Below are 18,442 nucleotides of genomic sequence, written 5' to 3'. Positions count from 1 at the left end.
CGCATGGATTATCCCATCCTAGACCGGGAGTTGTCGCTCCACGCGCCGTTTCCGCAGATGAGGGAGGTGGGTCGGCGGCGTCCGGCGGCATGCCGTGATCGTACCCGTCGGCGCGCGCGGACCGGCTCCGGCGGCGCCGGACGCCCCGGGCGGGATGTCCGTAACCCTCTGCGCGGGGCCGCGTCGGTGTGAAGAATGTGGCCCCATGACTGAGTGGGGAATCGCATTGATCGCGGCGGGCTCGGCACTGGTCGGCAGCCTCATCACCGGGTGGTTCACCCGCACCGCGGGCGGCAGACAGGCCGAGGCGGCACGGCACGCCGGGGACCGGCAGGCGGACGCGGTGCTGGACACCGTACGGGCGACCCTCGAAGAGCAGCGGGCGGTTCGGGTACTCGACCTGCGGCGACAGACGTATGTGCGGTTCCTCGAATCCGCGGAGGTGGTCAGTCTCTCCTGGAGGACCGGCCACGATCAGCCCGGCGACCGCCCCGCTCTGCAACGGGCCTTCGTCGCGGTGCTCTTGGAGGGGCCGGAGGATGTCTCCCGAGCGGCGCGGCGACTGGTCGACTGCCTGCGTGGCAGTTCCTCGCCCGACGATCTCGACCAGGCGCGGTCGGAGTTCATCGAGGCCGCGCGCGGGACGCTGAGCCTGCCGGGCGGAGGTCAGCTCCCGGGCACCCTCACCACCGCCCGGCCGTCCGGCCCGCCGTCCGGCGCGACCTCGTAGGCCCGCCACGGAGGCGCGGCGGCTCCGCGAGGCGGAACGGAGCGAGGACGAGCGCGCTTTCCCCAGCCCTCGCCCGACTCGCCCACCGGTAGGGTGGTTTCGCTTGAGGCCGGCCGCCAGGACCGGCCTCGATACCGCGCCGGACGACTCATGGGGGCCAGTGGTGACGTTGCGGGGGGACGATCCGCGCTCCGTCGGCGAGTACCGGCTCGTGTCGCGGCTCGGCGCGGGTGGCATGGGCGTCGTCTATCTCGGTCGGTCCGTCTCCGGACGCCAGGTCGCGGTGAAGATGATCCGGCCCGAGTTCGCCGAGGACGACGGGTTCCGCGTCAGGTTCCGCCGCGAGGTGGACGCGGCGCGGCGCGTCAGCGGGGCCTTCACCGCGCCCGTGGTGGACGCCGATCCGGAGGCCGAACAGCCCTGGCTGGCCACGCTGTTCGTACCCGGGCGCACGCTGCACGCGCGCGTGGCGGAGGACGGTCCGCTGCCGCCGGAAGAGCTACGGATCCTCGCGGCCGGCCTCGCGGAGGCGCTGCGCGACATCCACCGGACCGGTCTCGTACACCGTGATCTCAAGCCCGCCAATGTGCTGCTCGCCGAGGACGGGCTGCGGGTCATCGACTTCGGGATCTCCCGGGCGGTGGACAGCGATCCACTCACCCGTACCGGTCTGGTGGTCGGCACGCCGCCGTTCATGGCGCCCGAGCAGTTCCGCGCGGGTGAGACGACGGGGCCGTTCACGGATGTCTTCGCGCTGGGTTCGGTGCTCGTGTTCGCGGCGACCGGGCACGGCCCCTTCGACGCGACCGACCCGTTTGTGTGCGGCTACCGGGTCACGCACGAGGAGCCGGACCTCGCCGGACTCCCGGACGAGCTCAGGGGGTTGATCGTTCCCTGTCTGTCGAAGGACCCGAGCGAACGCCCCACGGTGGGGGACCTGCTCAAACAGACGGAGGAGGCGCTTCCCGAGGTACGGCCCGAGGAGCGCCCCGAGGCGCCGCCGCGGCCGGAGGTCACCACCGCGAGCGCACCGGCGCGGGAGTCCGGGCCGGTCGCCCGACCGGCGTCCTGGCCGGTCACCGAGGTCTCGGCTCCGCCGGTCACCGAGCTCTCCGTTCAGCCGGTTACCGAGCTCTCGGCTCCGCCGGTCACCGAGCCCTCCGTTCAGCCGGTCACCGAGCCGGCCGTTCAACAGGCCGCCCGGCCCGCCGCTCCGCCGGTCGCCGCGCCCGTCCCCGCGCCGCGACTCGACGCCTTCGCGCGGGCCGATACCCGCCTCGCGCCCCCGCCGTCGGTGTCGCCCGCGGCGGCCCCATCCTCAGAGCCGCCCGCCCCGGAACGCCCCTCGGGCGCCTTCTCCCGGCGGCGTATCGCCCTCGCCCTCGTCACGCTGGCGGCCGTGGTGGCGGGCACGCTGTGGGTCGTGAGTCAGGGCGGCGACCGGGGTGGAGAGGCCGACGACAAGGGCGGGTCGGCCAGGTCGCCGTCGCCCCGTTCGTCCCTCTCCGCCACGCCCTCCCCGTCGCCCAGAACCGACGCCCTCGGGACCGTCCCCGATCCGCCCGGCGGATTCCGGGAGTGGACGACGCGGATCACCCTCGAAGGGCGCGTCTACGAGCTGGGCACGAGCAGTTGTGCGGCGGCGAGCAGCGGTGTCTACTGCGCGACCTCCTACCGCCAGGCGGTCAGGCTCGATCCCGCCACCGGCGCCGAAGGCTGGAAGAGGGACTACCCCGACGGCCATGGCTACATGGACCAGGGCATCGCCGGTGTCAGCGGTGACACCGTGATCGGCTGGACCTCCGTCCGGTATTCCGGCGCCAAGGCGCGGCTCACGGGACTGGCCACCGCCAATGGCGAGCCGCGCTGGGCCAAGCACTACACGCAGTTCGCCAACCCCGCCTACGACGGCCGGAACACGGTCTTCATGGCCGACGCCCCCCAAGGCCGGCCGACAGTGCTCAGGGCTCTCGACGCGGCCACCGGCAAGGAGAAATGGACCGTGGACGGTCCCTCGCCTGGCGTGGGACAGGCACTGTGGGCGGGGGACGGCGTCCTCGTCACGACGGAGGCGTACGGGGACAGCACCATCGCCACGGGGTACGGGGCGGAAAGCGACGAACAGCTCTGGAAGATCAGCTTCCCGGGCTCCGTCCTCCAGTGCGATGTGCGCGCGGGCACCGTGTACTGCCTGGTGGGGGACGGTGACGACGGGCCGCGCCGCATCGTGCGGTACGACCCGAAGGGGCCGCAGGACAGTAATTTCGACCCCATCGATGTCGAAGGGACGTTCCGCACCGGCACATTCGCCGACGATGTCTTCTACGCCTCCGACGAAACGGCCGCGTACGCCTACGACTTCCGCACGGGCAAGCTGATGTGGCGCCGCGAACTTCCCAAGGGCGTCGGCTTCGCCGCTCCCGCCACCGCACCCGGCAACCGGCTGCTCGTGCCCGCGGGCAAGGGGAGGGTCGCGGTGCTCAACGCCACCACGGGCAAGCCGCTGTGGACCGCGCAGTCGAAGGGCAAGATCTCGGAGGGCGCCGGTGAGAGCCGTCCGATGACCCTCGGAGGGGCCGTGTACACGGTCTCCGGGGGGACGGACATCCGCGCGTTCCGGCTGGACGGCAAGACAGGCTGACACCGGGCGCCGGACACCGGACGCCGGAAGCCGGTCAGTCCGTCTGGCCGCGGTAGAGCGCGAACCGGTCGATCAGGCCCTGCGGTGCGTCAGAGCTGAAGCAGAGAGTGAGGTTGTCGGCGGATTCCACGGCGGCTGCCTCGCCGCGCGGGAACAGCGCCTCCTCGTACACGGTCAGTGCCTTCTCGGTGTCGCCGGGGTGGGCCACGATCGCGGCGGCCAGCTCGGCACCGTCGAGCATGGCGAGGTTGGCGCCCTCGCCCGCGAAGGGCGACATCAGGTGCGCGGCGTCGCCGAGCAGGGTCACACCGGGAATCCGGTCCCAGCGGTGGCCGATGGGCAGGGCATGGATGGGGCGCGGTACGAGTGGGCCGTCGGCGTCGGTGATCAGCGCGCGCAGCCGCTCGTCCCAGCCGTCGAAGTGCTCCAGCAGACGGGACGTGGCCGCTTCGGTGTCGGTGAAGTCGATACCGCTGGAGGTGACCCAGTCCGCCGGGGCCCTGAGCGCGCAGTAGATGTGCAGCCTGCCTCCGGCCTCGCGGTGGGCGAGCAGGCCCTTCCCCTCGGCCAGGGCGAGCAGCATGCCGCCCCCGACGACGGCGGCGCTGCCCGGGTGGCGGTTGTCGGCGTCGTGGACATTCATCTCGACGAAGGAGATGCCGGAGTAGCCGGGCGTGGCGTCGGAGACCAGCGGACGCACCCTCGACCAGGCCCCGTCCGCGCCGATCAGCAGATCGGTGGTGAAGGTGGTGCCGTCGCCGAGTGTGACCTCGTGGCCGCCCGCACCGGTCGGGCGGGCGGCGGTCACCTTCGCACCCCAGCGGATGGTCCCCTCGGGCAGGGAGGCGAGCAGGAGGGCCCGCAGATCGTCGCGGCTGACCTCGGGCCGGCCGCCGGTGCCGTCCTCGTCGCTCTCCTCCATACGGACGGTGGCGTGCTTGTCGAGCACGCGCATGGCCTCGCCGCCGGGGTGGACGGCGGCACGGAACTCCGCGAAGAGACCGGCGGCACGCAGCGCCACCTGGGCGGAGTCCTCGTGCAGATCGAGCATGCCGCCCTGCGGCCGGGCGGTGGGCGAGGCGTCACGTTCGTACACGGCGGTCTCGATCCCGTGCAGATGGAGGACGCGGGCGAGCACGAGGCCGCCGAGGCCGCCGCCGACGACGGTGATGGGGTGATGGGTCCGTTGGCTCGCCATGTCGCTCAGTTCCTTTCGGAGGCCGTTGTGCCGCGTCGTGCAGCGTCATACCGACAAAGATAGCGAACATGTTCGTGACGAACAAGTTCGCCCGCCTCACAGTTCCACCAGGACGGCGCCGATATGGCGCCCGGCGAGCAACTCGCACAGCGCTCGCGGTGCTTGACCGATTCCCGGCAGAGTCGTATGCGGGACGGTGACGGTTCCCTCGCGCAGCGCGCGCCCGAACTCCTCCCTCCACTCCGGTAGCGCGTCCAGATGATCGGCCGCGGCGATCCCCCGCAGGGTGATGCCCCTTGAGATGAGGGCGAGGGTGTCCATCTCGACAAGCGCTCCGGACTCGCCGCCCACCTGGCCGGACAGACCGCCCACGAGCGCGATGCGCGCACCCCTGCGGGCGAGCGCCACCGCGGCGCGCAGCTGCTCGCCGCCGACGTTGTCGAAGACCGCGTCGAGACCTTCGGGTGCCACCGCGCGCAGTTGGTCCTCGATGCCGCCCTCGGTACGCAGCACGACCGCGTCGTAGCCCAGTTCGTCCACCAGATGGGTGGCCTTGCGGCGCGTGCTCGTGCTGCCGATGACCCGTCCGGCGCCATGGAGCCGGGCGAACTGGCCCGCCAGGGAACCGACTCCGCCCGCGGCGCCGCTGACGAACACGGTGTCCCCGGGGCGGACCTCGGCCGCTCGTACCACCCCGAGCCAGGCGGTGAACCCCTGCGAGAGATGGGCGACGGGGTCGGGCAGCGCGTCGAGATCCAGCGGCTCGGCTCCGGCCGCGTCGAGGACCGCGTACTCGCGCCAGCCGAGGCGGTGTGCGACGAGATCGCCGGGGCGCGGGCCGTTGGCCGGCGCGGAGATCACTTCGCCGATGGCCGGGCCCCACAGGGCCTCGCCCGGTGCGTAGGACGGCATGGGCAGCTCGACGTCGTCCCGCATCAGGGTGCGCATGACGGCGGTGACACTCATGAGCCGGTTGCGCACCAGCACCTGGCCGGGGCCGGGCACGGGGACGGGAGCCTCTGTCAGCCGGAAGTGGTCGACGGTGAGTGGCCCCTCGGGGCGGGCGGCCAGCTGTACCTCGTGGTGCGTGGCGGGGACGGAGACGGGGTTGGCGGGCGCGGGCGTGGCGTTCATGGACGGGACCTCTCCTCGGCCGGGCGCGGGGTCGCCGGGCGTGAGCCCGGCGGCGGCATCCAGCGAATGATTCCCGACGACGTCAGGACTTCACGTAAGCGTCACGTCCAAGCGAACGTCATGACTCCGCGCCCCCGCGACTCCGCCACGGACCGGCATCGCCCGCACGCGGCATCGCCCGCACGCGGCATCGCCCGCACGCGGCACCGTCGCGGGGCGGGGTGCGTGTCACCGGCCCCCGGAGACCCTCAGCACCGTCCCCGTCGTGTACGAGGCGTCCTCCGACAGCAGCCACGCGACGGCGGCGGCGATCTCGGCGGGCTCCCCGGGCCGGCCGAGCGGGATCGTGGCGGCGGCCTTCGCCGGACGGTCGGGATCCCCCATCGCGGCGTGCATCTCCGTGTTGATGACGCCGGGCGCGACCGCGTTGACCCTGATGCCGTCCGGGCCGAGCTCCTTGGACAGACCGATGGTCAGGGCATCGGTCGCCGCCTTGGTCGCCGCGTAGTGCACATACTCGCCGGGCGCGCCGAGGGTGGCCGCCGCCGAGGAGATATTGACGATGGCGCCGGAGCCGAGCGCCGCCATGTCCCGGGCGGCGCGCCGGCAGCACAGCAGACAACCCAGGAGGTTCACCTCGATCACCCGTCGCAGATCGGCGGTTCCCGTCTCGGCGAGTCTGCCGAGCGGGCCCGTCACACCGGCGTTGTTGACCAGGCCCGTCACCGGCCCGAGTTCGGTCGCGGTGGTGTCGAACAGCCGCTCCACGTCCGCCTCTTCGGAGGTGTCCACCTGTACGGTGACGCACCGCGCACCCGTCGCACGGACGGCCGCCGCCGTCTCCTCGTCGCTGATGTAGCCAAGGGCCAGATCGTGCCCGTCGGCCGCCAGCCGGACGCACGTCGCGGCGCCGATACCCCGGCTGCCGCCTGTGACGACGGTGATCGGACGTGACATGGGCTGCCTCCTGCTGAGCGATGGACGTGAGGGGTTCACCGACCGGACGACAAGTCGTATCCCACCCCCGTCGGACGTACGCGTCCGGGGCGGTCCGGGGCGGTTTCCCTTCGTGAACAGAACGTTTAAAACGAACCGTTGACATCGATGTGTGTATCGCCGATCCTGGTCGCTATGTCATCGACTTCCGGTCAGTCCACCGACCCCTTCACCCCGCCGCACCCGGAGCAGGCGCGCGCGCACCGCGCCCACGCGTCCCTGTTCCGTATCGCCGAGCGGCACGCGGCCACCGACGAGCAGCGCCGTCGACAGGTCCACCCCTTCGTCCTCGCGCCGCACGAGGCCATCAGGCTGGTGTCGTTCCTGCTCAGCGGCGCGGCCCGGCCGGACGACGGCGAGCCGGCGGTGGATCACGCCGACATCACCGCCGCTCTGAGTCTTATCCCCCTGGCGCGGGGCGACATGGACGAACTGGAGGCCGGACTCCTCAAGATGGCCCGGGGCCGCGAGATGACCTGGCAGGAGATCGCCTTTGGCCTCGGTCTCGGTACTCCGCAGGCGGCGAGGCAGCGGTACGAACGGCTGGCCGGCCGTACCGCCGCTGACACGGAGGGGGCGGGGGAGGCGCGAGGGTGACGTGCGGTCACCGGGGTCGGGTTCAAACCCCCGTACGGCCGGACAGGTCATGGCCGTCCGCACCATCGGAGGAGTCCGGTTGTCGGCTGTTCCGGCGCCTCATACGCTCCCCTTGTCGAGGACCGTCGGCCACCGACCGTCGGCCACGGACCGCCAACCGCCAACCGCCGACCGTCGGCCGCGGTTCGCGGTCGCGGGTAAGGAGCCACAGCCATGAGCGTCTGGATGATCACTGGTGCCTCGCGTGGATTCGGTGCGGAGATCGCCCGCACCGCCCTGGCGTCCGGGTATGACGTCGTGGCCACCGCCCGTGATCCACGGACCGTGGAGTCCCTCTTCCCGGACGCGGGCGACGCCCTGCTCGCGCTTCCCCTGGACGTCACCGACGAGGACGCGGCGCACGCGGCCGTCGCCGAGGCGACCGAGCGGTTCGGCCGTATCGATGTGCTGGTCAACAACGCGGGCCGCGGGCTGCTCGGCGCGGTCGAGGAGGTCTCGGACGCGGCGGCCAAGGCGGTGTACGAGACCAATGTCTTCGGCACACTCAATGTGCTGCGCGCCGTGCTGCCCGGGATGCGTGAGCGCCGGTCGGGACACATCGTCAACATCAGCTCGGTCGGCGGCTTCACCGCCGCGCCGGGCTGGGGCCTCTACGCCTCCACGAAGTTCGCCGTCGAGGGCCTGTCCGAGGCGCTGGCGGCCGAGGTCGCGCCGCTCGGCATCACGGTGACCGTGGTCGAGCCCGGCCGGTTCCGTACGGACTTCCTGGACGGCTCCAGCCTCCACACCGAGGCGAATGTCATCAACGACTACGCCGCCACCTCGGGCGGCACCCGGACCGGCGCGGTGGACGACAACCACACCCAGCCCGGCGACCCGGCCAAGGCGGCCCGCGTCATCGTCGACCTCGGTGGCAGCGAACGGGCCCCGCTGCGCATCCAACTGGGGGCGGACAGCGTCGCCCGGGTGGAGGACAAACTCCGCTTCGTCCACGACGAGTTGGAGACATGGCGGAAGGTGGCCACGAGCACGGACCACGACGCCGCCACCACCGGCTGAGCCGCCGGCCGCCGGGCAGGCGGGCAGGCGGGCAGGCGGGACTGTGCGGACACGCCCTGGGCGGCCCGCGACTCTCACGGGTAGGTATCCCGGCACGCGTGGCGACCGAGGGGCAGCTGTTTGTGCCGTTATCTTCCTCGCGGACCCGCGCACGCACCCGCCACACCAGCCCGAGGGACGCGATGAGACTCCGTGCCGTCAGAATCAGCCGATCGCCGCTTCTCCCGCTCTTTCTCCTGATCAGTACGGCGCTGGCCCTGTGGCCCGCCGCCCCGAGTACCGCGCGGCCCGCGTCCTGCGAGCCCTCCGTGCCGTACGAGTCCGGGACCGACGGCTATCACACCTTCCGTATCCCGGCCGCTCTCCAGGTGCCGGACGGACCACTGCTCGCGTTCGCCGAGGGGCGGCGCGATTCGGCCGCGGACGACGGCGACATCGATCTGGTGCTCCGGCGCTCGCTGGACGGGGGTTGCACCTGGCAGCCGCTCCATGTGGTCGCCGACGCGGGGGAGGACACCGTCGGCAACCCCGCGCCGGTGATCGATCCGGACAGCGGGGACGTGGTGCTCGTGACCTGCCGGACGATCGGTGGCGCGACCAAGCGCCAGGTGGTGGCGGGCGCGGTCGCCGGATCCGTCCGCCGGGTGTACGTACAGCGCAGCACGGACGACGGCCTGAGCTGGTCACCGCAGCGGGACATCACGGCATCGGTCAAGGCCGCGGACTGGCGCTGGTACGCGGTGGGTCCTGGGCACGCGGTGGCGCTGCGCCACGGCCCCCACCGGGGACGGCTGCTGGTGCCCGCGAACCACAGCGCGGGCCCCACGGCCCGCAGCGGCGCGCACTCCATCGTCAGCGACGACGGCGGTCTCACTTGGCGCGTCGGCTATCTGAGCCCTGGGGGCGACGAGCCGCTGGCGCTCAACGAGAGCACGCTGACGGAGCTGCCGGACGGCCGCGTCTATATCAACTCCCGTGATCACGACCGTACGACCGAGGGCTCACGGGCCGACGCCTACAGCGCCGACGGCGGGCTGAGCCTCTCCGTCCCGTTCCGCCCCCAGCCGATGATCGAGGGGCCCGTGGTGCAGGGCAGTGTGCTCCAGGTCCGCGGTCTCACCGGGGACGAGCCGCTGCTGTACTCCGGCCCCTCGGACCCCGGGGAACGGTTCAGGATGCGGGTGCGGGCCAGTGGCGACGGCGGGCTGTCGTGGCGACCGGTGTGGACGGTGTCGGAGGACCGCGCGGGCTATTCGGACCTGGTGCAGACCGGCGGGGGGACCGTCGGCCTGCTCTACGAGACGGGACAGCGGACCTATCACGACACCATCCGCTTCACCCGGCTCCCCTGGGTCTGGAGGCTCCTGCCCGAGCTGACGGTTTCTCAGGGCGAGGTGAGCGGTTCGGCCCGGTAGGCCCGGTGCAGCAGCTCCACGAACGACGGTGCCTCGGGCAGGGGTACGGAGCCGATCCGGTGAACCGCCACCCCCGGCGTCCAGGAGTTCATGACCACGCCCCCGGCAAGACCCGGCAGGTCGGCGAGCGTGATCTCCCGGACGCGCTGGGGAACACCGAGGCGGTCAAGCTGCCGGTGGACGATGCCCATCGTGGTCCCGCCCAGCATCCCGGCCTCGGGCCACACCACCGCGTCTCCGTCCCAGAAGGCCAGATTCCAGATCGACCCCTCGCTGAGCCGGCCCCGGCGGTCGACGAAGGCGGCGTCGTCGAAGCCCTGCGCCACGGCCTGACGGAGGAAGTACGTCTTGGCCACCTCGCCGACATGCTTCACGCCCGGAAGGACCCGCTCGTACGGGACCGCCGCCAGCGCCAGCGGGCCCACGGGACCGGACGCGGCCGGTCCGGTGCGTACGAGCACCTCGGGCTCCGCGGCGGCCCCGGCCGCGGTGAATTCGCCCGTCGGTGAGTACACCGTGGCCGTCAGCGAGAGGTCGGCAGGACCGGTCTCCAGCGCCGTCCGCAGCGAGGACCGCACACGGTCGTCGGGCACCGCCCGCCCGAACAACTCCACCGAGGCCGACCGCAGCCGCTCCAGATGGAGATCGAGGCCCCGGATCCGGCCGCCACGCACCTGGGCGGCGGTGAAGTGGGCATAGCCGGCGAAGGCGAGCGGCGCCAGCTCCTCGGCGGTCGCCGCCCGGCCGTTACGTTGAACAACAGAAGAGGTCATGCGTCACTCCAGCCGTACGGAATCGAGCGGAATGCTCGCTCAGGGCGCGACGTTAAGGCCTCACACCGGTGGGAAGGTCAAGTCCGAGGGGGCGGGGGGCACATGCTGATCGGGGAGTTGTCGCGGCGTACGGGAGTCAGCCCGCGGCTGCTGCGGTACTACGAGGAGCAGGGGCTGCTGGAGGCCGGACGCGGTCCGAACGGCTACCGCGACTACGACGAGGACACGGTGCTCACCGTGCGGCAGGTGCGTGCCCTGCTGGCCGCGGGGCTGTCCACGGAGGTGATCCGCGCGGTGCTGCCGTGCGCCCGCGGTGAGGCGCCGCAGTTCGAGATGTGCGTGGATGTGCGGGCCATCCTGGGGAGAGAGCTGGCGGCCACGGACGAGCGGATCGACCACCTCCGGCGCAGCCGCGGCACTCTCGCCGGCTATCTGTCGCCGGCGCCGGAACCGCCGTCGTAGCGGACCTTCGCCCGGTCCCGCCGTGCTCGTGACCGTCAGCCGTGGTGCCATGGGTCCATGGGCCATCTCCTCGAACGGACCGAGCACGAACGGAATGGGCCATGACCGGCACGCCGGCCCTGGCACCGTGTCTGCGTACCGTGCGGGCCGTGGTCCTCGACACCGACGGGGTCATCATCGACTCCGCCGGAGTGCACGCCGCGGCCTGGAAGGGCGCGTTCGACGCGTGTCTGTCCGCCGCGGGCATTCGGGCGCCCTTCGACGCGGTGGACGACTACCGCCGCTATGTCGACGGCAAGTCCCGCGAGGACGGGGCGGTGGCGTTCCTGCACGCGCGCGGACTCGACCTGCCCCTCGGCGATCCCGGCGACGGGCCGGGAACGGCCACCGTCCGGGCCGTCGCGGCACGCAAGGAGCGGCTGTTCACGCGGCGGCTGCGTGAGCACGGCGTCGACGTCTGGCCGGGGACCGTACGGCTGCTCCACGCGCTGACCGCCGAGCGTGTGCCGTGCGCCGCCGTCTCGGCGTCCCGGCACGCGACGGAACTGCTGACGTCCGCCGGGGTGCTCCCTCTGCTGCGGACCGTGGTGGACGGCGACGAGGCGCGTCGGCTGGGGCTGCCGGGCAAGCCCGACCCGGCGGTCTTCCTTGAGGCCGCGCGCCGTCTCGGGTTTCCGGCCGGGGACACGGCCGTCGTGGAAGACGCGCTGGCCGGTGTCGAAGCCGGCCGGCGCGGTGGATTCGGCCTGGTGATCGGCGTCGACCGGACGGCCGGGCCCACGAGCGCGGCCGAGCTGCGCGGGCACGGCGCCGATGTGGTGGTCGCCGACCCCGGAGAGCTGCTGACCGAGGGAGAAGGCCCGGGCAGCGCGAAGGAGACCAGCGCGGACAGGAGAGACGCGGACAGGACAAGCTCGGACAGGACAAGCGCGGACAGGACCAGGGCGGACAGGAGAAGCGGGTGACCACACGCGCCTGGACCTGGACCTACGAGGGCTACGACCCCGAGGCGGAGCGGCTGCGCGAGGCGCTCTGCACGCTGGGCAACGGCTACTTCGGCACCCGCGGCGCCGCGTCGGAGACAGCCGAAGGACCGGCGCACTACCCCGGCACCTACGCGGCGGGCTGCTACAACCGGCTGATCTCCACCGTGGCCGGCCGGCAGGTCGAGAACGAGGACATGGTCAATCTGCCCAACTGGCTTCCGCTGCGCTACCGCGTACGCCCGGAAGGGAACGCGCCGGGACCATGGCTCTCACCCGACGGCCCCCATCTCCTCACCCACCGGCAGAGCCTGGACCTGCGGCACGGCACCCTGACCCGCTGGTCGGTGTACGAGGACGCCGCCGGGCGGCGGCTGCGCGTGGAGCAGTGCCGGCTGGTGCACATGGGCGAGCCGCATCTCGCCGCGCAGCGCACCTCGTTCACCGCCGAGGGCTGGGCCGGAACGGTGGAGGTGGAGTCGGGTCTCGACGGCGATGTGCGCAACGCGGGAGTGGAGCGGTACGCCGATCTCGCGAACCGGCATCTGATCCATCTGCGTACCGGCGCCGAGCGCGACGACACCGTGGTGTGGCTGCGGTGCCGCACGGTCAACTCCGACATCCGGATCGCGCTGGCCGCCCGTACCCGCGTCCCCGACCGCCGTGACCTCGTGCCCCGCGCGCGGCTCACCGCAGGACAGGCCGTCCAGACCCTCACGATCCCCGTCGGGCGCGACGAGACGGTGTCCGTCGACAAGACGGTCGCGCTGTACACCTCCCGTGACCCGGCGATCAGCGGCCCGCGGATCACCGCCGTCCAGGAGGTACGGCGGGCCGCCGACTTCCCCCGGCTGCTGGCCTCGCACCACCGGGCCTGGGAACGTATCTGGCGGGAGGCGGCGCTGGACGTGCCGGGCGAGGCGGGCCGGATCCTGCGGCTGCACCTCTTCCATGTACTCCAGACCCTCTCCCCGCACACGGCGGGACTGGACGCCGGCGTACCGGCCAGGGGGCTGCACGGCGAGGCGTACCGCGGGCATGTCTTCTGGGACGAGCTGTTCGTCCTGCCGTTCTTGAACCTGCACTTCCCCGAGGTCTCCCGGTCCCTGCTCGGCTACCGCTACCGGCGGCTGCCCGCGGCCATCCACGCGGCGCGCAGCGTGGGCCGACGGGGCGCGATGTACCCCTGGCAGAGCGGTAGCGACGGGCGCGAGGAGACCCAGGAGCTGCATCTCAACCCGCGGTCCGGCCGCTGGCTGCCCGACCACTCCCGGCTTCAGCACCATGTCGGCTCCGCGGTGGCGTACAACGTATGGCAGTACTGTCAGGCCAGCGGCGACATCGAGTTCCTGCACACCGACGGCGCGGAGACGCTGCTCCAGATCGCGCGGTTCTGGGCGAGCAGCGCGGTCTGGGACCCGGCGCTCGATCGGTACCGCATCCTCGGTGTCGTCGGCCCCGACGAGTACCACGACGGCTACCCGGATGCCACCGTGCCGGGACTGGACGACAACGCCTATACGAACGTCACCGCCGCGTGGGTACTGACCCGGGCCCTCGAACTCTGCCGGACGCTGCCCCTCTCGCACCGCCAACAGCTCTTCGACCGCATCCGGCTCGCGCCGGCGGAACAGGAGGGCTGGGACGACATCGCCCACCGGCTTCATGTGCCCTACCACGCGGGGGTCATCAGCCAGTTCGCCGGCTACGGGGACCTCGCCGAACTCGACTGGGAGGGCTACCGGCGGCGGTACGGCGACATTCGCCGGCTGGACCGGATCCTGGAGGCCGAGGGCGATACGGCCAACCGCTACCAGGCCTCCAAGCAGGCCGATGTGCTGATGCTCGGCTATCTCTTCTCGCCCCGGGAACTCGCCGGGCTCTTCCGGCAGCTCGGCCACCGGCTCGACGACGACTCCTGGCGTGCCACCGTCGACTACTACCTCGCCCGCACCAGCCACGGATCCACGCTCAGCTCCCTCGTCCACGCGTGGGTGCTGGCCCGGGCCCGCCGCGACGAGGCGTGGACCTTCGCCGAGGAGGCACTCGCCGGGGACGTGGCCGACGTTCAGGGCGGCACCACGGCGGAGGGCATCCATCTCGGCGCGATGGCGGGCACCCTGGACTTCGTACAGCGCGGGCTGACCGGGCTGGAGACCCGGGACGACGCGCTGTGGCTGGATCCGGCGCCGCTGCCCCAGCTGTCGAAGTTCGGGGTCGGCATCCGCTACCGCAGTCACTGGGACGTGGATCTCCGGATCCGCGCCGAGCGGGTACGGATCGCCGTACCGGACGGAAGCGACGGTCCGGTACGCGTGGTGCTCGGCGGGGTCGAGTCCGTCATCGCCCCCGGCACCACACGCCGGCTCGAACTGCCCGGCAGGTGAACACGATCCGCGCCCGGTACGCGAGCGCGCCCGGCGTCCGGTGCGCGAGCTCGCCCCGCGCCCGGTAGGTGAGTCAGCCGGGGACGAGCACCGCGGCGCCGTTCACCCGCCCGGCCGCGAGGTCCGCGAGCGCCCGGTCGGCCCGGCTCAGCGGATAGCGGCTGATGGTGACGCGGATGCCGATGCGCTCGGCCAGGGCGAGGAAGTCGTACCCGTCCTGCCGGGTGTTGGAGGTGACGCTGCGCAGATTCCGCTCCTGGAAGAGATGGCGCTGGTAGTTCAGTACGGGAATGTCGGAGAGATGGATTCCGGCGATCGAGAGCGTGCCCGATCTGTCCAGGGCCTCCAGCGCCACCGGCACCAGATCACCCACCGGCGCGAACAGGATCGCCGAGTCCAGCGGCTCCGGCGGCCGGTCCCGGTCCCCAGCGGCCGACGAGGCGCCGAGTTCCATGGCGAGTTCCCGCGCCCGCGCGGACCGGGTCAGGACATGGACCGTGGCGCCCTCGGCCAGCGCCACCTGCGCGGCCAGATGGGCGGAGGCGCCGAAACCGTAGATCCCCAGACGCCCGCCGCGAGGCAGCGCGCTGCGGCGCAGCGAGCGATAGCCGATGATCCCGGCGCACAGGAGCGGCGCGAGCAGCGCGGCGTCCTGGTCCTCCGGCAGCCGGTAGGCGAACGCCTCGGGGACGACGGCCAGTTCGGCGAAGCCGCCGTCCGCGTCCCATCCGGTATAGAGGGACCCGGGGCAGAGATTCTCCTGCCCCGCCAGGCAGTAGCGGCAGGTCCCGCAGGTGCCGCGCAGCCAGGCCCCGCCGGCCCGGTCGCCGATGCCGAACCGCGTCACCCCCTCGCCGACGGCGGTCACCCGGCCGACGATCTCATGGCCGGGGATGGACAACGGGCGGTGCGGGGTGAGATCGCCCTCGGTCAGATGCAGATCGGTACGGCAGACACCGCACGCCTCCACCCGCAGCAGCAGTTCGCCGGGGGCGGGGACGGGCACGCGGCGACTCACCCGGACCAGCGGCCGTCCGGTGCTGATCGGCCCTGGGGTCTCGACGGCCCAGCCGTCCATGGTCTCCGTGGCGGGCGCGGGAACAGCCATACCCCCAGCCTGCGGCGCACACCGACCCCCGGCAAGCGGGCATCGCCCCGGCGGGTCTGATCCACGAAGACCGACCGGACGCTAGCGTTCGGTCGCGGTCGGGGGCGCGCTCAGCTGCCATACGCGCGCCGGGGGGACATTGCCCCAGACGGTGCGGTGGTCGACGGCATGGGCCCGCTGGAAGGAGTCGAGTACGTGCACGACTCCGCTGTGCCGGGCCAGACTCCGGGAGCTGCCGAACACCGCACGCAGCCTCGTGGTGCCGCGATAGCCGAAGTACGTCAGCCGGCCGCCCGGCCTGAGCGCGGTCAGATAGCGCGCGAGCAGGTCGGACACCTCGTCGGGGTGGAAGTTGGTGAACGGCAGCCCGGACACGATCACGTCGTACCGCGCCGAGGGATCCAGCTCCTGGACCGGCGCGGCGATCAGCCCGACGCGCTCCCCGAGGACCGCGAGCCGGGGGTCGGTGCGCAGGTCGGCCTTGAGTACGCGGGCGAAGCGCGGGTTGGACTCGACCAGGTCCAGGGTGTCCTCGGGACCGAGCAGATCGGCGAGGACCCGGGAGACCGCGCCCGTGCCGGCGCCGACCTCCAGCACGGCGCGGGGCCGCCCGGTACGGTCGGCCAGCGGCGCGGCGAGCGCCCGGGCGAGAGGGCGCCCGCTGGGTGTCACGGCGCCGGTCGTGCGGAATGTCCGCAGCGTCTCGGCGAAGAACAGACCCCGGTCGGCGATCCGCCGGGCCGGGGTACGCCGAGCCCGGGCGCCGACGGCCCGGGGTATGCCGGTGGATGAGATGCCGGACGGTGACGTGTCGGACGGTGACGTGCCGGGCGGCGAGGTGCGGACCAGCGGGGTACGGGGCGGTGGAAGAGCCATGCCGGTGACGCTAGGCAGCGGCCGGGGCCGCGGGATCGGCTGTTGTGCGACGGCGGTGTCCGACGAAAGTCGGGGGTCGCGATGTCCGTCCGGCGGGGGTGCGCGGCGTATCCGCGTCCCTAGGATGACAAGGTGAAATCCGAGCCCGGACGCAGAATGCCGCTGTGGGTGGAGGCACCGTCGGCGGTGGCACTCGCCCTGATGTCCGTACTGGAGGGCTACCGGTCGGCCGGCGACACGCTGGCGGATCCCGCGCCGTGGGTGGCGGTGATCGCCTCGTTCGCGGCGCTCGGCCGCCATCGGTATCCCCGTGCGGCGGCGGGGGTGGCGCTCGTGTCGGCGGCCCTGGGCGCCCTGCTGCCGCTGCTGGTGACGCTGTACCACTTCTCCTCGCGCGGCAGGCTGCGCGAGGTGTGGGTGTATCTGGGGATCCTCCTGACCGCGGGGCTGCCGTGGTTGGCCGTCGCGCTGACCCGGGGACAGCCGCTCTCCGGAGGCCGGCTGTCCAACTGGACCAACGCGAGCTTCGGCAACTCCGTGCTCATCGGGCTCGCTCTGGCGCTCGGCATGTGGCTGGGCAGCAGGCGCCGGCTGCTGGAAGCGCTGACCGACCAGGTGGAACAGCTGCGGGTGGAGCGCGAACTCCGCGCGGAACAGGCGAGACTCGCCGAACGGTCACGGATCGCCCGCGAGATGCACGATGTCCTCGCCCACCGGCTGAGCCTGCTGATGCTGCACGCCGGGGTGCTCCAGCTGCGCGGGGAGGGGATGCCCCCGGCCACCGTGGAGCGGATCGCCCTGCTGCGGAGCACGGCCGGGCAGGCGCTGGACGATCTGCGTGAGGTGCTCGGGGCGATGCGCTCGGACGAGCGTCCCGCCGGAGCGGACGGGACGGCCGGTGCCGCCGGAGCCCAGGGGGCGGCCGTGGCCGCCCCGGCGCTCCAGGACCTGGCGGAACTGCTCGCCGAGGCACGGGCCGCCGGCCAGCTGATCGAGTCGACGGTGGCCGGCGACGCGGGCGGTACCTCCACCGCCCACCGGCTGGCGGTGCACCGGCTCGTACGGGAGGCCCTGACCAACGCGCGCAAGCACGCGTACGCGGCGCCGGTCGTGGTGCGCGTGCACTACGGGCCGCCCGCCACCACGGTCGAGGTGGTCAACGGACCCGCCGGGGAAGCCCTCCCGGCAGCCGAGGGCCCCGACGCGCGGACGCCCGGTGGATACGGTCTGATCGGCTTGGCGGAGCGGGTCGCCGCGCTGGGCGGTCATCTGTACACGGGTGCCACCGGGGGCGGTTGGCGGCTCGCCGCGCGACTGCCGGTGGCCCCCTCCGACCTTTCCACGACGGCCGGCCTTCCCGCGACGGCCGGCTTGTCCACAACGGCCGGCTTCCCCACGAGAACCTCATGATCAACGTTCTGGTGGTGGACGACGACGCGCTGGTGCGGCTCGGTCTTGTCGATCTGCTGACCACCGATCCGGAACTGACCGTCGTCGGTGAGGCGGCTGACGGGCTGGCCGCCGTCGAGCAGGCGGGCCGGCACCACGTCGACATCGCGCTTGTCGACATACGGATGCCGCGTATGGACGGTATCGCCGCGACCCGCCGGCTGCGCGCGCTCCCGGCCCCGCCTCGGGTGATCACCCTGACCACCTTCGACCTGGACGAGTACGTCTATGACGCGCTCGCCGCGGGCGCGGACGGCTTTCTGCTCAAGGACACGGATCCGCTGGAGATCATCCGCGCGGTCCATGTGGTGGCGGCCGGCCAGGGCATGCTGCATCCCGCGGCGGCCCGTCGGCTGATCGACCGTTTCCACCATGCCGAGCGGCCCGCGGCGCTCGCGGCGCGCGCCAGGCTCGCCCGTCTCACCCCGCGTGAGACGGACGTACTGGCACGGCTCGCGCTGGGCTGCTCCAACGCGGAGATCGCGACGGCGCTCGGGATGCGCGAGAGCACCGTCAAGGCGCACATCAGCCGGATCCTCACGGCCCTTGGTGCCGGAAACCGTGTCCAGGCCGCCCTGCTGGCCAGGGACGCCGGGCTCGGCGCTCCTGGCTGAGTCCTGGCCGGGGGCCGGCT

General features: G+C 72.6%; 16 protein-coding genes. 10 read left to right on the top strand and 6 right to left on the bottom strand.

Annotated elements, in window-relative coordinates; all coding sequences use genetic code 11:
- Nucleotides 1-205 precede the first annotated feature (205 nt).
- Together AB0M67_RS00815 and AB0M67_RS00810 are read left to right on the top strand one after the other, a co-directional pair.
- Complete coding sequence (locus AB0M67_RS00815) at nt 206-730, top strand: hypothetical protein (protein ID WP_365741107.1); 525 nt, start codon at nt 206-208, stop codon at nt 728-730.
- A gap of 163 nt (nt 731-893) precedes the next feature.
- Nucleotides 894-3,371: a PQQ-binding-like beta-propeller repeat protein gene (locus AB0M67_RS00810; RefSeq protein WP_365741105.1), complete on the top strand. Its 2,478-nt coding sequence runs from the start codon at nt 894-896 to the stop codon at nt 3,369-3,371.
- A gap of 34 nt (nt 3,372-3,405) precedes the next feature.
- Here the strand turns inward: AB0M67_RS00810 and AB0M67_RS00805 are convergent, their stop codons facing one another.
- From AB0M67_RS00805 to AB0M67_RS00795, 3 genes are all read right to left on the bottom strand, one after another.
- A complete protein-coding gene (locus tag AB0M67_RS00805; RefSeq protein WP_365741103.1) occupies nt 3,406-4,569 on the bottom strand; it encodes an NAD(P)/FAD-dependent oxidoreductase in 1,164 nt (387 codons plus the stop codon).
- Between the two features lie 96 nt (nt 4,570-4,665).
- Complete coding sequence (locus AB0M67_RS00800) at nt 4,666-5,703, bottom strand: NADP-dependent oxidoreductase (protein ID WP_365741101.1); 1,038 nt, start codon at nt 5,701-5,703, stop codon at nt 4,666-4,668.
- 228 nt (nt 5,704-5,931) lie between these two features.
- Nucleotides 5,932-6,660: an SDR family oxidoreductase gene (locus AB0M67_RS00795; protein WP_365741099.1), complete on the bottom strand. Its 729-nt coding sequence runs from the start codon at nt 6,658-6,660 to the stop codon at nt 5,932-5,934.
- A gap of 174 nt (nt 6,661-6,834) precedes the next feature.
- Here AB0M67_RS00795 and AB0M67_RS00790 point away from each other — a divergent pair, with 174 nt between their 5' ends.
- The 3 genes from AB0M67_RS00790 to AB0M67_RS00780 all read left to right on the top strand — a co-directional run bounded on the left by AB0M67_RS00790 (nt 6,835) and on the right by AB0M67_RS00780 (nt 9,770).
- Nucleotides 6,835-7,296, top strand: coding sequence for a DNA-binding protein (locus AB0M67_RS00790; protein WP_365741097.1), 462 nt, complete (start codon nt 6,835-6,837; stop codon nt 7,294-7,296).
- 213 nt (nt 7,297-7,509) lie between these two features.
- Nucleotides 7,510-8,355 (top strand): oxidoreductase, encoded by an 846-nt coding sequence (locus AB0M67_RS00785; RefSeq protein WP_365741094.1) that lies wholly within the window; start codon nt 7,510-7,512, stop codon nt 8,353-8,355.
- Between the two features lie 182 nt (nt 8,356-8,537).
- The gene (locus AB0M67_RS00780; RefSeq protein ID WP_365741092.1) at nt 8,538-9,770 is read left to right on the top strand and encodes a sialidase family protein; all 1,233 of its coding nucleotides are present in this window, start codon (nt 8,538-8,540) and stop codon (nt 9,768-9,770) included.
- Here the strand turns inward: AB0M67_RS00780 and AB0M67_RS00775 are convergent.
- Nucleotides 9,740-10,543, bottom strand: a complete 804-nt coding sequence (locus tag AB0M67_RS00775; protein ID WP_365741090.1) for an aminotransferase class IV family protein — start codon at nt 10,541-10,543, stop codon at nt 9,740-9,742. The two genes, AB0M67_RS00780 and AB0M67_RS00775, sit on opposite strands and share 31 nt — an antisense overlap.
- A gap of 102 nt (nt 10,544-10,645) precedes the next feature.
- On the opposite strand from AB0M67_RS00775, the gene AB0M67_RS00770 reads away from it, so the two are divergent.
- The 3 genes from AB0M67_RS00770 (at nt 10,646) to AB0M67_RS00760 (ending at nt 14,375) form a co-directional block, all read left to right on the top strand.
- On the top strand, nt 10,646-11,005 hold the full coding sequence (locus AB0M67_RS00770; protein ID WP_365741088.1) for a MerR family transcriptional regulator: 360 nt from the start codon (nt 10,646-10,648) through the stop codon (nt 11,003-11,005).
- Between the two features lie 101 nt (nt 11,006-11,106).
- Complete coding sequence (locus tag AB0M67_RS00765) at nt 11,107-11,970, top strand: HAD-IA family hydrolase (protein ID WP_365741086.1); 864 nt, start codon at nt 11,107-11,109, stop codon at nt 11,968-11,970.
- Entirely contained in the window at nt 11,967-14,375 is a 2,409-nt protein-coding gene (locus tag AB0M67_RS00760) for a glycosyl hydrolase family 65 protein (RefSeq protein WP_365741084.1), read from the top strand. Before AB0M67_RS00765 ends, AB0M67_RS00760 begins: the two co-directional genes overlap by 4 nt.
- 73 nt (nt 14,376-14,448) lie before the next feature.
- Here the strand turns inward: AB0M67_RS00760 and AB0M67_RS00755 are convergent, their stop codons facing one another.
- Entirely contained in the window at nt 14,449-15,453 is a 1,005-nt protein-coding gene (locus tag AB0M67_RS00755; protein WP_365741815.1) for a zinc-binding alcohol dehydrogenase family protein, read from the bottom strand.
- Between the two features lie 111 nt (nt 15,454-15,564).
- Nucleotides 15,565-16,359, bottom strand: coding sequence for a methyltransferase domain-containing protein (locus AB0M67_RS00750; protein ID WP_365741082.1), 795 nt, complete (start codon nt 16,357-16,359; stop codon nt 15,565-15,567).
- Between the two features lie 132 nt (nt 16,360-16,491).
- On the opposite strand from AB0M67_RS00750, the gene AB0M67_RS00745 reads away from it, so the two are divergent.
- Both AB0M67_RS00745 and AB0M67_RS00740 read left to right on the top strand, forming a co-directional pair.
- Entirely contained in the window at nt 16,492-17,769 is a 1,278-nt protein-coding gene (locus AB0M67_RS00745; protein WP_365741080.1) for a histidine kinase, read from the top strand.
- Nucleotides 17,766-18,422, top strand: coding sequence for a response regulator transcription factor (locus AB0M67_RS00740; RefSeq protein WP_365741078.1), 657 nt, complete (start codon nt 17,766-17,768; stop codon nt 18,420-18,422). The genes AB0M67_RS00745 and AB0M67_RS00740 overlap by 4 nt, the downstream gene beginning before the upstream one ends.
- Nucleotides 18,423-18,442: the final 20 nt, after the last annotated feature.

It is taken from the genome of Streptomyces sp. NPDC051662, assembly GCF_040681655.1.
Taxonomy (GTDB): Bacteria; Actinomycetota; Actinomycetes; order Streptomycetales; family Streptomycetaceae; genus Streptomyces.
Note: the sequence above shows the minus strand (reverse complement) of the source record. Positions and strands in the feature narration are given on the sequence as shown.

Bases quoted from the DNA above. Each gene is read 5' to 3' on its own strand.
- AB0M67_RS00750 (WP_365741082.1), bottom strand. From the start codon at position 16,359: ATGGCTCTTCCACCGCCCCGTACCCCGCTGGTCCGCACCTCGCCGCCC.
- AB0M67_RS00785 (WP_365741094.1), top strand. From the start codon at position 7,510: ATGAGCGTCTGGATGATCACTGGTGCCTCGCGTGGATTCGGTGCGGAG.
- AB0M67_RS00805 (WP_365741103.1), bottom strand. From the start codon at position 4,569: ATGGCGAGCCAACGGACCCATCACCCCATCACCGTCGTCGGCGGCGGC.
- AB0M67_RS00740 (WP_365741078.1), top strand. From the start codon at position 17,766: ATGATCAACGTTCTGGTGGTGGACGACGACGCGCTGGTGCGGCTCGGT.
- AB0M67_RS00815 (WP_365741107.1), top strand. From the start codon at position 206: ATGACTGAGTGGGGAATCGCATTGATCGCGGCGGGCTCGGCACTGGTC.
- AB0M67_RS00795 (WP_365741099.1), bottom strand. From the start codon at position 6,660: ATGTCACGTCCGATCACCGTCGTCACAGGCGGCAGCCGGGGTATCGGC.
- AB0M67_RS00780 (WP_365741092.1), top strand. From the start codon at position 8,538: ATGAGACTCCGTGCCGTCAGAATCAGCCGATCGCCGCTTCTCCCGCTC.
- AB0M67_RS00790 (WP_365741097.1), top strand. From the start codon at position 6,835: ATGTCATCGACTTCCGGTCAGTCCACCGACCCCTTCACCCCGCCGCAC.
- AB0M67_RS00770 (WP_365741088.1), top strand. From the start codon at position 10,646: ATGCTGATCGGGGAGTTGTCGCGGCGTACGGGAGTCAGCCCGCGGCTG.
- AB0M67_RS00765 (WP_365741086.1), top strand. From the start codon at position 11,107: ATGACCGGCACGCCGGCCCTGGCACCGTGTCTGCGTACCGTGCGGGCC.
- AB0M67_RS00775 (WP_365741090.1), bottom strand. From the start codon at position 10,543: ATGACCTCTTCTGTTGTTCAACGTAACGGCCGGGCGGCGACCGCCGAG.
- AB0M67_RS00800 (WP_365741101.1), bottom strand. From the start codon at position 5,703: ATGAACGCCACGCCCGCGCCCGCCAACCCCGTCTCCGTCCCCGCCACG.
- AB0M67_RS00755 (WP_365741815.1), bottom strand. From the start codon at position 15,453: ATGGACGGCTGGGCCGTCGAGACCCCAGGGCCGATCAGCACCGGACGG.